The 13782-nt window shown below is 69.0% G+C and carries 9 protein-coding genes and 1 riboswitch; of the genes, 2 read left to right on the forward strand and 7 right to left on the reverse strand.

The features are described 5' to 3' along the window. Nucleotides 1-4: 4 nt before the first annotated feature. On the reverse strand, nt 5-475 hold the full coding sequence (locus ACODRV_RS04725) for an Rrf2 family transcriptional regulator (protein WP_141628151.1): 471 nt from the start codon (nt 473-475) through the stop codon (nt 5-7). Nucleotides 476-634: 159 nt separating this feature from the next. Here ACODRV_RS04725 and ACODRV_RS04730 point away from each other — a divergent pair, with 159 nt between their 5' ends. Continuing rightward, on the forward strand, nt 635-2623 hold the full coding sequence (locus ACODRV_RS04730) for a potassium transporter Kup (RefSeq protein ID WP_141628152.1): 1989 nt from the start codon (nt 635-637) through the stop codon (nt 2621-2623). A 47-nt stretch (nt 2624-2670) separates the two neighbouring features. After that, complete coding sequence (locus tag ACODRV_RS04735; protein WP_488907595.1) at nt 2671-4008, forward strand: RsmB/NOP family class I SAM-dependent RNA methyltransferase; 1338 nt, start codon at nt 2671-2673, stop codon at nt 4006-4008. Here ACODRV_RS04735 and ACODRV_RS04740 read toward each other — a convergent pair. The 6 genes from ACODRV_RS04740 to mutS all read right to left on the reverse strand — a co-directional run bounded on the left by ACODRV_RS04740 (nt 4001) and on the right by mutS (nt 13442). Further along, nucleotides 4001-4687, reverse strand: a complete 687-nt coding sequence (locus ACODRV_RS04740) for a GNAT family N-acetyltransferase (RefSeq protein WP_488907596.1) — start codon at nt 4685-4687, stop codon at nt 4001-4003. The two genes, ACODRV_RS04735 and ACODRV_RS04740, sit on opposite strands and share 8 nt — an antisense overlap. A 73-nt stretch (nt 4688-4760) precedes the next feature. After that, entirely contained in the window at nt 4761-5246 is a 486-nt protein-coding gene (locus tag ACODRV_RS04745; RefSeq protein ID WP_488907597.1) for a hypothetical protein, read from the reverse strand. A 2-nt stretch (nt 5247-5248) separates the two neighbouring features. Continuing rightward, on the reverse strand, nt 5249-6286 hold the full coding sequence (trpS, locus tag ACODRV_RS04750) for a tryptophan--tRNA ligase (protein ID WP_141628156.1): 1038 nt from the start codon (nt 6284-6286) through the stop codon (nt 5249-5251). Nucleotides 6287-6429: 143 nt separating this feature from the next. Next, on the reverse strand, nt 6430-8025 hold the full coding sequence (gene murJ, locus ACODRV_RS04755) for a murein biosynthesis integral membrane protein MurJ (RefSeq protein ID WP_141628157.1): 1596 nt from the start codon (nt 8023-8025) through the stop codon (nt 6430-6432). A 30-nt stretch (nt 8026-8055) separates the two neighbouring features. Further along, the gene (gene glnD, locus ACODRV_RS04760; protein WP_141628158.1) at nt 8056-10734 is read right to left on the reverse strand and encodes a [protein-PII] uridylyltransferase; all 2679 of its coding nucleotides are present in this window, start codon (nt 10732-10734) and stop codon (nt 8056-8058) included. After that, the gene (gene mutS / locus ACODRV_RS04765; protein ID WP_488907598.1) at nt 10731-13442 is read right to left on the reverse strand and encodes a DNA mismatch repair protein MutS; all 2712 of its coding nucleotides are present in this window, start codon (nt 13440-13442) and stop codon (nt 10731-10733) included. The genes glnD and mutS overlap by 4 nt, the downstream gene beginning before the upstream one ends. Nucleotides 13443-13519: 77 nt before the next feature. Then, a riboswitch (cobalamin riboswitch) is annotated at nt 13520-13703 on the forward strand. Nucleotides 13704-13782: the final 79 nt, after the last annotated feature.

Below are 13782 nucleotides of genomic sequence, written 5' to 3' on the forward strand. Positions count from 1 at the left end.
CGGATCAGGCGGCGACGGGGCAGGATTTGTGGAGCGCGAAACCCGCCAGAGACGCCGGGTTTTCCGCCAGCAGGTCGGCGATGGTGATCTTGGCCAGAGCCGCCGTCGCCGCTTCATCGGCGGCGGTCAGGGCCTTGGCCACCTGACGCGGGATATGCTCGCTGACCGGGCAGCCGCGGGCGCCCGCCGGAGTCGAGCCGATGTGGGCGCAACCGTTGACGGCCTTCAGCACCTCATCCAGGCGAATATCCTCGGGGCGGCGCAGCAGCCAGGCGCCGCCGGACGCACCGGGACGGGTCGCGATCAGCCCGGCCTTGGCCAGCAGGGCGGTCACGCGGCGCACCACCACGGGGTTGGTCGGCACCGACGCGGCCAGCACCGCGCTCGGCGCGGCTTCGGCCGGCGAGTACGCGCCCTTGTGGGCCAGATAGGCCAGGGAGTGGGCGGCGACGGGGAATCGTTGGCTGTCGGACATGGGCGCTCTTTTCAACCCCCAAGATAGGCGTTCCATCCGCGTTTCACAAACAGACGCAACCTTCGCACATGCAGCACGATTGAAACGCCGATTGAAAGGGCCTAAAGGCTCGCCGCTCTTTGATGGGGCCGCGCCAAAGCGGAGCCCCGGAGGAACTTCATGGCCGGGGCCTCTCCCCAAGGTGAAGACGGCGCGACCGGCGCCGGCGACCTGACCTCTTCCCAAACCGCGAATCCTGCTTCCGCCGCCCCCGGCGCGGATGCGCACGGTCACGGCCATGCGGTCGGCAAGGCCGGCAAGTTCGGCCTGATCATCGGCGCCATCGGCGTCGTCTTCGGCGACATCGGCACCAGCCCGCTCTACGCCCTGCGGGAAGCCATCGACCATGCCCGCGACGGCGTGGGCGGCGACCTGGCCGTCATCGGCGTGGTCTCGCTGGCCTTCTGGGCCCTGATGGTGGTGGTGACGTTCAAATACGTCTTCTTCCTCATGCGCGCGGACAACAAGGGCGAAGGCGGCACCCTGGCCCTGATGGCCTTGGCCCAGAACGCCGTCGGACGGCGCTCGGCCCTGATCTTCATTCTCGGCGTCTGCGGCGCGGCCCTGTTCTATGGCGACGGCATCATCACGCCCGCCATCTCGGTCCTGTCGGCCATCGAGGGCGTCAAGGAAGCCCCGGGAATGGGCGGATCGCTCGACCCCTTCATCGTGCCGGTCTCGGCGGGCATCCTGATCGCCCTGTTCATGGTTCAGGCGCGCGGCACCGCCGGTCTGGCCAAATGGTTCGGCCCGATCACCGCCGTCTGGTTCCTGAGCCTGGGCGTGCTGGGCCTGATCCACATCTTCGACGACATCTCGATCCTGCGCGCCCTGTCGCCCCACTACGGCGTGCAACTGCTGATCAACGACGGCTTCCTGGGCTTCGTCATTCTGGGCAGTGTCTTCCTGGCCGTGACCGGGGCCGAGGCCCTGTATGCGGACATGGGCCATTTCGGTAAGTCGCCCATCCGCGCCGGCTGGATGTTCTTCGTCCTGCCCTGCCTGACGCTGAACTATCTGGGTCAGGGCGCCCTGATCCTCGACAACCCCGCCGCCTCGGAGAATCCGTTCTGGAGCATGGTGCCGCAGGTCGTTTACTGGCCGATGCTGGGGCTGGCGACCGCCGCCACCGTGATCGCCTCGCAGGCTGTCATCACCGGGGCCTTCTCGGTCACCCAGCAGGCCGTCCAGCTGGGCCTTCTGCCCCGCATCCAGATCCTGAACACCTCCGAGAGTCAGGCCGGCCAGATCTTCGTCCCGGCGGTGAACACCCTGCTGATGGTGGGCGTACTGGTGCTGCTGGTCGTCTTCCAGAGCTCGCATAACCTGACCGCCGCCTATGGCGTGGCGGTCACCGGCACCATGCTGGTCAACACCCTGATGTCGTATTCGGTCATCACCAAGAAGTGGAAATGGCCGATGTGGGCGGTGCTGGGCTGCCTGATCCCGTTCGGCTTCATCGACACCGTCTTCCTGACCTCGAACCTGCTGAAGATTCCGGACGGCGCCTGGATGCCGCTGGTGCTCGGCGCGGCGCTGGTGTTGCTGATGTGGACCTGGGTGCGCGGCACCCAGATTCTGACCGCCAAGACCCGCAAGGACAGCCTGCCGCTGATCGACCTGATCGAGATGCTCCGCGCCCGTCCGCCCCACCGCGCGCCGGGCACGGCCATCTTCCTGACCAGCGACCCGGACATCGCCCCGGTCGCCCTGATGCACAATCTCAAGCACAACAAGGTGCTGCACGAGAAGAACGTCATCCTGACCGTCCGCACCACCGACCGGCCCCGCGTCGATCCCGCCAACCGGGTCTCGATCGAGCCGATATCTGACGACTTCAAGAAGCTGGTCATCTCCTACGGCTTCATGGAACAACCCAACGTGCCCAAGGCGCTTGGCGTCTGCCGCAAACAGGGTTTGAAGTTCGACATCATGTCGACCAGCTTCTTCCTCGGCCGCCGCTCCGTCGTGCCTTCCGCCACCGAAGGCATGCCCCTGTGGCAGGACCGGTTGTTCATCTTCCTCATGCGCAACGCCGCCAATCCCACCGACTTCTTCCACATTCCGCCCGGCCGTGTGGTCGAACTCGGCACGCAGGTGTCGGTTTGACCGCCCGCGACACCGGCGGTCGGAACTCCGCCGCCCGGGGACGCCGCATGGCCGAAAAGGCCCGAGGCCCGCGCCCGCCGCGCGCCGAGGCCCCGCGCGATGAAGCCGCCGACATCGGCGTCGAGGCCCGTCTGGCCGCCGGCATCCTGCTGAACGCCGCGCTCGAGGGCCGGGGCGGTCTGGATTCCGCCCTGACGTTCCGCGAGGTGTCGGCCCTGCCGCCAGCCGACCGCGCCTTCGCCCGCGCCGTCGCCATGGCCGCGCTGCGCCGTCTGGGCGAGATCGACCAGATTCTGGATCGCCGCCTCAACAAGGCGCCGCCGCTGGCGGTTCGCACAATCCTGCGGATCGCCCTGGCCCAGACGCTGGTGCTCGAGACCCCGGCCTTCGCCGCCGTTTCGACCGCCGTGAAGCTGGCCGAGCGGGATACCAAGACCCGTCCCTACAAGAATCTCGTCAACGCCGTGCTGCGCGGCATCGGTCGTGACGGCCCCGGCCTGACCACCGCCGAGAGCAACCTGCCCGACTGGATCGCCGCCCGCTGGAAGGCGACCTGGGGCGAACAGGGCCTGATCGCCCTGGCTCTGGCCGCGCGCGAGGAACCGCCGACCGATCTGAGCCTGAAGCCCGGCACGGACGCAGCCGCTTTGGCGGACGTCGTCGACGGCGAGGTTCTGCCCGGGGGCACGGTTCGCACCGGTCGCCGCGGCGATGTGGCCGCCTGGCCCGAGTTCGAAGCCGGCAGCTGGTGGGTGCAGGACGCCGCCGCCGCCGTGCCCGCCCGCCTGCTGGCCCCCAAGGCCGGCGAGTCCATCATTGATCTGTGCGCCGCGCCGGGCGGCAAGACGCTGCAGCTGGCCGCCTCGGGCGCCTCCGTCGTGGCGCTGGACCGCTCGGAAAGCCGGCTGAAGCGCCTGCACGCCAATCTGCAGCGCACAGGCCTGTCCGCCGAAGTGGTCGCCGTCCCCGCCGAGGACTGGGAAGACGACCGCGCCTTCGACGGCGTCCTGCTGGATGCGCCGTGCACCGCCACCGGCACCTTCCGCCGCAACCCCGAAGTCCTGCGCGCCACCAGGCCCGCCGACGTCGCCAAGCTGGCCGATGTTCAACACCGTCTGCTGGACGCCGCCGCCGGGCGGGTGAAGCCGGGCGGCCGTCTGGTCTATTGCGTCTGCTCGATGGAACGCGAGGAGGGCGAGACCCAGATCATCGCCTTCCTGCGCCGCAACCCGGCCTTCAGGACGGCGCCTGCGGTGCCCGCCGAGGTGGGCGCGCCGGAAGAGGCCCTGACGCCCGAGGGCTGGCTGCGCATCCTGCCGTCCATGTGGGCGGAAAAGGGCGGCGTGGACGGCTTCTTCGTCGCTCGTCTGGACCGCGTCAGCTGATCGCCGGAACGGCCTCCATCACCACATAGCTGGGGGTGGTGCGGGGCCGGAAGCCGAGGGTCTCGTAGAAGGCGATGGTCGCCGCGTGGCCGATCCGCGCGTGCAGAAAGACAGTGTCGCCCCGATCCAGAATACTCTGCCCCACCGCGCGCATCAGGGCGCCGGCATAGCCGTGGCCGCGATGGTCCGGATGGGTGCAGACGCCGCTGATCTCGCTGAACCCGTCCAGGCTCAGCCGCTCGCCCGCCATGGCCACCAGCACGCCTTCGCGGCGGATGCCGATGAAGGGGCCGAGCAGATGGGTCTTCGAAAAGAACGGTCCCGGCTGGGTCAGGGTCGCCAGCGCCAGCATCTCCGACCCGTCGGCGTCAGTCAGGGCTTCGAACTCGATCAACTTGCCGCCCGCTGACAGGTTGGTGGCCACCATCTGAAGGCAATCGATCCGGTCCACCTCGACCAGACCCTCCGGCACAACCGCATCGGCCTCAAACAGGGCGGCGCGACCGGTCGCCTTGGTCAGCGCCAACCAATCTTCCGGGCGCGCGTCCGGCCCGGCGGCGGCGAAGGTGGCGTAGGCCGGATCGAAGCGGACGACTCCGCCCACATGAAGGGCAAGAGACGCCTGACGGCTGGTCAGCGCGTTCCAGACGGCGCGGTCGAGGGGGTGGCTGGACGTCATTACAGCGATCTACTGCACAACATCGGGTTCGCCAGTTCGGAGCCCGTAAACGATGTCCGCAATTCGCCCGGCATCAAGGCTTGGACGCGGGGTTCCGCTGGGGCCGGATCACAGGCCGCGGCGGCCGTGCGACCACATCGACCCAGCCCGACCTTTCAAACCGTAACCGGATCGGCACGCCGTTCGAGTATCGCTCCGCGTCACTCAGCCCAGCCAAGGAGGCCCGTACCACCACGATGGCGGCGGTCGGACCGGACGGCGGAATCAACAGCGGATCGTCCTGCGGGATCAACGCCTCTTGCCGATCGCGGACATAGACCATGATCGGTCCCTCGACACTCCCCGGAGCCTCGATCTCGACAACCCGGTCCGGCGTCGCGCCGCGATTGGACACAACCACCCAGAAATCAGCCGCATAGGGCGCTTGCGAGCCCTCCACGTTGATCCGGGGTTGGGTGAACTCCAGACTCCCGGCCCGCGCCTCCACCATCGGCGCAGGCATGATCGGAGGTGCGACTTGCAAAGCGACGAACAGGGCCAGAGCGGTGGCTGAGATCATGGCTATGCGCCCCAGAAGCCGATGATCTTCTTCACCTCGGCCACCACCGGGTCAGCGATCTGGGCGGCACGTTCGGCCCCGTCCTTCAGCACCCGGTCGATCTCGGTCGTGTCGGCCATCAGACGACGCATCTCGGCGGTGACCGGGGCCATCGATTCGACCGCCAGCTCGGCCAGCGCCGGCTTGAAGGCGCCGAAGCCCTGACCACCGTACCGGGCCAGAACCTGTTCCCGGGTCAGGTCGGCCAGAGCCGCATAGATGGTCACAAGGTTCTTCGCCTCGGGCCGGTCGTTCAGACCCTCGACATCCTCCGGCAGGTTGCCCGGGTCGGTCTTGGCCTTTCGGATCTTGGCGACGATGGTGTCGGCGTCGTCGGTCAGATTGATGCGCGAGGCGTCCGACGGATCGGACTTGCTCATCTTGGCCGCCCCGTCGCGCAGGCTCATCACGCGCGGGGCCGGGCCCTGCGTCAGGGGTTCCGGCAGCGGGAAGAAGCCGGGGACGTTGAAGTCGTTGTTGAACTTGGCGGCGATGTCGCGGGTCAGTTCCAGATGCTGCTTCTGGTCCTCGCCGGTCGGCACCTCGGTCGCCTTGTACAGCAGGATGTCCGCCGCCTGTAGCACCGGATAGGTGTACAGGCCGACGCTCGAGCGTTCCTTGTGCTTGCCCGACTTCTCCTTGAACTGGGTCATCCGGTCCAGCCAGCCGAGGCGGGCGACACAGTTGAACATCCAGGCCAGTTCAGTGTGCGCGCGAACCGCCGATTGCGGGAAGATCACCGACTTCGCCGGGTCCAGACCCGAGGCCAGATAGGCGGCGGCGATCTCGCGGGTCTGGGCGGTCAGCAGGGCCGGGTCCTGCCACACGGTGATGGCGTGCAGATCGGCCACGAACAGGAAGCAGGGCGCGCCTGTGTCCTGCAGCTGGGTGAAGCGCTTCAGGGCGCCCAGATAATTGCCCAGATGCAGGGCGCCGGAGGCCTGGATGCCGGACAGGATGCGGCGCGGGCCGGTGTATTGAGCCGGGACGGTATCGGTCATGGTCGGGTACTCGGGAGGAATCTGGATCAGACGCGCGAAAACGCGCGCGGCAAGGTGCTGGAGCAGGTCAGCGGCGCCATCGAGGCGCGGCGAAGGTCGGTCCCGAAATCATCATGCCATCGCGCTTATCGCCTCACCGTCGGTCAGTCCAGACCGGAGGAAATCGAGGCGCCCGGCTCACGCCGCAGCACGGCCTTCAGTTCGGCGACGCTGACGGCGCGGAAGGCCAGCAGACAGACGCCGTAGAGACCCGCCCCGACCGCGCAGACCACCAGCACGGCGATCTCCTTGGCGAGGAACAGACGGCTCAGGGTCTCGTAGCCGATGCTCGCGGCCAGCAGCACCGCCGCCATGACCGCGCTGGCCAGCACGACGCGGGAAATACGTGAAATGAAGGCCGTCGAGGCGTGCCAGGCCTTTTCACGGATCAGCGTCCCGCCCAGCAGGGCGACGTTCAGCCAGGCCGACAGGCTGGTGGCGATGGCGAGGCCCAGAACCCCGTCACGACCGGCGGCCGACAGCCAGAAGAACAGGGCCGAACCGACAACGACGGTGAACACCACCGCCGAGATGGCGAAGATCATCGGCCGGCGCGTGTCCTCGCGGGCGAAAAAGGGCGGGGTCAACACCTTGGCCAGCACGAAGGCCGGAACGCCCCAGGCGAACTGGCGCAGCACGTCAGCGGTGCGCGCGGCGTCGGCGCTGGTGAAGGCGCCCCGGGTCACGGTGGCGTCGATGATGAAGAACGGGATCACGAACAGGGCCACCGCCGCGGGCAGGGTGAAGGCCATGGCCAGGGTCACGCCGTCGTCCAGCGTCTTGCGGCCCCCCTCATGATCGCCCTGCACGAAGGCGCGGGTCAGGCGCGGCACCAGCGCCAGACCGATCGCCACCCCGACCAGACCCAGCGGCAGCTGGTACAGGCGGTCGGCGTTGTAGAGCACCGAGCGGGCGCCCTCGTCCGACCCGGTCAGCACCTGACTGACCACCGAGTTGATCTGCATGGCGCCGCCCGCCAGAGCGCCGGGCACGGCGAGGGCCAGCGCCTTCTTCACATTGGGGGTCAGGCGCGGCATGCCCAGCTTCAGCTTCACGCCCAACCGGCGCACGCCCCACCACAACAGGCCCGCCTGAATCAGGCCCGACACCGTCACCGCCGTCGCGGCGGCCAGAAGCGTGGTCTCCTGACTCATCGCAAGGACGCTGGGCGCCAGCAGCGGCACCAGGGTGCAGACGTTCAGGAAGGCGGGCACCGCCGCCGACAGGGCGAACCGTCCGCCCGTGTTCAGCACGCCGGACAGCAGGGAGGCGATGGTCATGCAGGCCAGATAGGGCATGGCCAGCTGGGTCGCGATCACGGCGACGCGCATCACCTCCGCATCACTCCGCCAGGCCGACAGCAGCCAGGGCATGATCCACGGCATCAGCACCTGCAGAACGATGCAGAAGCCCGCGACCACCGCGAACATGAAGCTGAGCGCCTCGGAGGCGGTGACGGTCGCGGCCTCGTCGCCCTCGCGCGCCTTCACGCCGCCGTAGACCGGCACGAAGGCCTGGGCGAAGGCGCCCTCCGCGAACAGACGCCGGAACAGGTTGGGCAACATCAGACAGGTCGCCCACACATCCATCATCGGCCCCTGACCGAACCGGGCCGAGAGGGCCAGATCGCGGGCGAAACCCAGAACGCGGCTCCCCAGCGTCAGGGTCGCTTGCACCAGGGTGTTTCGGGCGAGGCTCATCGGGAACTCGAAGGGACGTGTGACGCTGGCTTAGCGCGCTTCCGGGCGGGGCGATACGGGGCGTTTCCGACCGAATTCCGACACGTCCCGCAGGCTGGCCCGGACCGGGGTGGAGACGGATCGACCATTGGCGTCGCGGCGATCCAGAACCGCCTCCAACGCCTCGCGCAACCGCTCCAGTCTGGGTCCTGCTTTCGGGCGCCGGCCCTTCGCATCCGTGACATAGAAGCTGTCCACCGCCCGCTCGCCGAAACCGGCGATATGGGCCGAGCGGATCGACAGCCCGTTGTCGGTCAGCACCCGCGACAGCTCGGCCAGCAGGCCGGGCCGGTCAGCGCCGGACAGCTCGATCACCGCCGCATCGAGGCTCTCGTCCAGATCAATCAGGGCCACCGGACGCACATCGAAGGCCGCGCGCCGGGGGTTCGGTTGCGGTTCCGGCGGGGGCGTCAGGCCCTTGCCCCGCGCCGCCGCTTCGAGCGCCGAGACCAGCCGGGTCAGACGACGGGGTTCCGCCTGGCCATAGGGCGCGCCCGATCCGTCCTGAAGCTCGAACACGTCCAGCGCGGTGCCGTCTTCCGCCGTCGCCACCCGCGCCCCGACGACGTCGGCCCCGCCCGCCGCCAGCGCCGCCGCCAGATCGGCGAACAGACCCGGACGGTCCTTGGCCGCGACGGCGATGCGGGCGGCGGCCAGAGGCTCATTGCCCTCATCGTCCGGCCTCCCCGTAATGATGCTGGCCGCCGCACCGGACTGGGCGGCGCGCTTCACCAGATCAGGATAGTCCGCCAGCGGGTCCGCCCGGGTCACGTTCTCGCCCCGGAACACCGCCTCGGTGCGCTGATACAGGTCGCGCATCAGCTGGCCCTTCCAGCCGTTCCAGACCCCCGGCCCCACCGCCCGGACGTCAGCCACGGTCAGCACCAGCAGGGTCCGCAACCGTTCGGGGTCCCCGACCAGTTCGGCGAAGGCGCGGATGGTCGCCGGGTCGGAGACATCCCGCTTCTGGGCGTAGTCCGACAGGGCCAGATGGTTGCGCACCAGCCAGACCACGAACTCGGTTCGTCTGGGATCGATTCCCAGCCGGTCGCAGGCGCGACGGGCGGAGATGGCGCCGTCCTCCAGCTGCCCGCGATCCCCGCCCTTGCCCACGTCATGCAGCAGCATGGCCAGCATCAGGGCCTCGAAGTCGTCGATCCGGTGGACCATCTCGGTCGCGGTCGGATGTTCGGCCTTCAGCTTGCCGCGCCAGATGTCGTTGATGATGCCGATGGCCTGCAGGGTGTGCTCGTCCACCGTGAAGGCGTGATACATGTTGAACTGGGTCTGGCCGACGATCCGTCCCCATTCCGGCAGGAAGCGGCCCAGCAGACCCGTCTCGTTCATCAGGGTCAGGACACGATAGGGCCGCTGCCCCGTCAGGATATCCAGAAACGCCCGCGTCGCCTCCGCATCGCGCCGCAGCGACGGCGTCACCAGCGACAAGGACCGCGTCACCGCCGAGAAGGCCTCCGGGTGCAGGTCCAGATCATGCTCGTCGGCGATCCGGAACAGGGTCAGCAGCTTTGCGGGGTCTTCGGCGAAGACCTCCGGCCCCGTCACCGAAAGCCGTCCCGCCACCTCGATGAAGCCCTCGACACCGAGGTTCCGCTTCCGGCCGGGGATCAGACGCGACAGGCTCATCGCCCGCTTCTGATGCCGCGCCTCCAGCTTGGCCGACATGGCCCGGGTCAGGGCGCCGACGTCACGGGCGACAAGGAAGTAGCGGCGCATGAAGCGTTCGACGGCGGGTTCATCCCCCCGTCCCTGCCAGCCCATCCGGCGGGCCACCTCGGGCTGAAGATCGAAGGTCAGCTTCTCCTCGGCCCGCCCCGCGACCAGATGCAGATGCGCCCGCGTGCGCCACAGGAAGTCGAACGATTCCTCGAACGTGCGACGCTCACGGGAGGTCAGCAGATCATCCATGACCCGGGCGCCCAGCGGACTTTCCGGCGCCAGCGAGCGGGCGATCCAGAACAGGGTGTTCAGATCCCGCAGCCCGCCCTTGCCGTCCTTAACATTCGGCTCGACCCGGTAGCGCACCGCCCCGGTCTTCTGGTGACGGACATTCCGCTCTTCAAGTTTGGCGGCGATGAAGGGGCGGGGATCGGCCTTCAGCACGAAGGCGCGGAAGCGGCTGATGAAATCATCGGTCAGCGCCATGTCCCCGGCCAGAGGTCGCGCTTCGAGCAGGGCGGTTCGCACCGTCATGTCGGTCTTCGCCAGCGAAAGGGACTCGTCCACCGACCGCGCCGCCTGCCCGACCTTCACCCCAAGATCCCACAGGACATAGAGCATGAACTCGATCACCTGCTCCGACCGGGGAATGGATTTCCACGGTCGCAGGAACAACAGATCCAGATCGGAAAACGGCGCCAGCACGCCCCGGCCGTAGCCGCCGACGGCGATCAGGCTCAGCCGTTCGGCCTCGGTCGGATTGTAGGCCGGATAGAGAACCTCGGTCGTGAACCGCCACAGGGCGGTCAGCATGTCGTCCGCGGCGTCCGAATACAGGCGCGCCACCTCGACGCCGTCGCCGCCTGCCTCCAGCCGTCGCGCCGCCCTCCCCCGCCCGGCGTCCCAGCTTTCACGCAGGATCGCCGCCACGGCCTTGCGGACGTCCGACGCCACGGCCGCCTCGACGAGCCGTGCGTCAAGAATGTCGGTCACCGACCCTCCATTCCCTTTGACAGGCCCTTGAGGCGATACAGGGCCTCCAGGGCTTCGCGCGGCGTGAGATCATCCGGCTCGATGCCCCGCAAGGCTTCATCCACGGCCGAAGATCTTGCCGGTTCCGGCGCGGGCGGCTCATTGACCGCGAACAACGGCAGGTCGTTCAGGTTGGCGCCGGCGGCCTTGTCGCTTTCCAGCCGGTCCAGCACCTCGCGTGCGCGGGCGACGACCGGGCCGGGCACGCCCGCCAGCTTGGCCACCTGCACGCCATAGGAGCGGTCGGCGGCGCCCGGCGCGGCCTCGTGCAGGAAGACCAGCTCGCCGTTCCATTCCCTGGCCCGCATCGACAGATTGCAGACGTGGGTCAGCCGCGTCTCCAGCGCCGCCAGCTCATGATAGTGGGTGGCGAACAGCGTCCGGGCCCGGTTGCGGTCGTGCAGGGCCTCCGCCGTCGCCCAGGCGATGGCCAGACCGTCATAGGTGGCCGTGCCCCGCCCGATCTCGTCCAGCACCACGAACGACCGGTCGGTGGCCTGAGTCAGGATCGCGGCGGTCTCGACCATCTCCATCATGAAGGTGGAGCGCCCGCGCGCCAGATCGTCTCCGGCGCCGACGCGGCTGAACAGTCGGTCGACCACGCCCAGCCGCATCGCCCGCGCGGGCACGAAGGCCCCGGCCTGGGCCAGCACCACCAGAAGCGCGTTCTGGCGCAGGAAGGTCGATTTACCCGCCATGTTCGGACCGGTGACGATCGACAGCCTGGCGCACCCCGCACCCGATCCGTCCAGACGGCAATCGTTGGGCGTATAGGGATCGCCCGCCGCCTTCACCGCCGCCTCGACCACCGGGTGGCGCCCGGCGGTGACCTCGAAACACAGGGTGTCATCCACCGACGGCCGCACCGCCCCCACCTCTTCCGCCCATTCCGCCAGAGCCGCGTGGGCGTCCAGCTCGGCCAGCGCCTCGGCCACGGCCTGAAGCGGCTGCGACAGGGTCTGGACCGTGCGCCGCCAGATTTCGAAGGTCTCGCCCTCGATGGCCAGCGCCCGATGCCCGGCCTGACTGATCTTCGCATCCAGCTCCGACAGTTCCACCGTCGTGAAGCGAACCTGATTGGCCAGGGTCTGGCGGTGGATGAAGGGGCTTTCCTCCGTCGGACGCAGCAGGGGCTCGGCGGCCTTGGCGCTGGTCTCGAGGAAATAGCCCAGCACGGCGTTGTGCTTGATCTTGAAGGCTACGCCGGATTCGGCGACGGCGCGGGCCTCCAGATCGGCGACCACCCGACGGCTGTCGTCGCGCAGGCGTCGCGCCTCATCCAGCTCGGGCCGGAAGTCGGGGTTCACGAAGCCCCCGTCACGCGCCAGATGCGGCGGCTCGGCCACCAGTCCGGCGCCCAGATCGGCCAGCAGGCGGCCGAGGTCCGGCGAGAGCGTCAACCGGTCGATGCAGGCCGCGATACGCGGCGGCGGTCCGGTCAGGGGATCGGCGACCGGCGGGAACAGGCCCGCGATCCTCCCTGCGATGGACAGGCCGTTGCGGATGGCGGCCAGATCGCGCGGCCCGCCCCGGCCCAGCACCAGTCGCGACACCGCCCGCGCCACATCCGACGACGCCTTCAACCCGTCGCGCAAGTCCCGTCTCAGGTCGCGCCGCTCCAGCAGCCATTCGACCGCATCGAGTCCATGATTGATGGCGACCGGGTCGCGCAGGGGCCGGGCGATCCGTTCGGCCAGCGCCCGCGCCCCGCCGGACGTCACCGTCCGGTCGATGCAGGCCAGCAGGGAGCCGTCGCGCTCGCCCCGCTGGGTGCGATCAATCTCGAGGCTGAGGCGGGTCGCCGGATCGATGGCCAGAAAGCCGGTGTCGCCCGACCGACGCGGCGGTGTCAGGGCCGGTATCTTACCCGCCTGCGTCGTTTCCAGATAGGCCGCGATCAGGCCCAGCGCCGAAACCTCGGCCTCTTCAAACGCCCCGAACCCGTCCAGCGAGGCGACGCCGTACAGCCGCTCGACCCGCACCTTGGCGCCGACGGGTTCGGCCAGCGCCTGCGGCAGGGCCTGCACCACCCCGCCCGAACTGTTCAGGGCGTCCTTGGTCTCCTCATCCGAGAACAGGCGGTCCGGCACCAGAACTTCCGACGGCCGGAACGAGGCCAGGGTCGCGCCGAGGTCGTCCAGGGAACAGGCGACCACATCGACCACGCCGCCGGCCAGCTCGACCACCGCCACGGCGGCCCGCCCCTTGCGCACGGCCACGGCCGCAAGCCGGTTGGCGCCGCGCGCATCCAGCAGGCTGTCCTCGGTGAGGGTGCCCGGCGTGACCACCCGCACGACACCGCGCTGCACCACCGACTTGGAGCCGCGCTTCTTGGCTTCGGCCGGGTCTTCCAGCTGTTCGCAGATCGCCGCCTTGAACCCCTGCCGGATGAGCCGCGCCAGATAGCCGTCCAGCGCGTGCACCGGCACGCCCGCCATCGGGATGTCCTCGCCCTGATGCTTGCCTCGCCTGGTCAGGGTGATGCCCAGCGCCGCCGCCGCGATCTCGGCGTCCTTGAAGAACAGCTCGTAGAAGTCGCCCATCCGGAAGAACAGGATCGCGTCCGGCTGCCCGGCCTTGGCCGTCAGATACTGCGCCATGAACGGCGTCGCGCCCTCCACGGATGGGACGGCGTCGGCTTGCGGCGGGTGAGCGAGGGGAGCGTTCATGCGTGGCGACAGGGTGACGGATCAGGCCCGTCGTCTCAAGCGTGATCCGCCTGTCTTGCACAAGCGTCTTCGCGCTGCGACAAGCCGCACCGGCGGTTAAGGGAACGCGGTCAGACACCGCGGCTGTGCCCGCAACTGTAGGCGGCGAGAGCGTCGTCCGTCCGGGGTTCGCCCCGGCGCCACTGGTCTTCGGGCCGGGAAGGCGAGGGCTTCGCTTGTTGACCCGCAAGCCAGGAGACCTGGCCGCCGATGTCGCTCGCTCCTGTCCGGGACCAGACAGAGGCGCGGGGACTTCCGTCGCAGCGACCCGATCTTGCGCCGTCCGGACCATTCAGGCCCG

This window comes from Brevundimonas sp. FG8 (assembly GCF_057808845.1).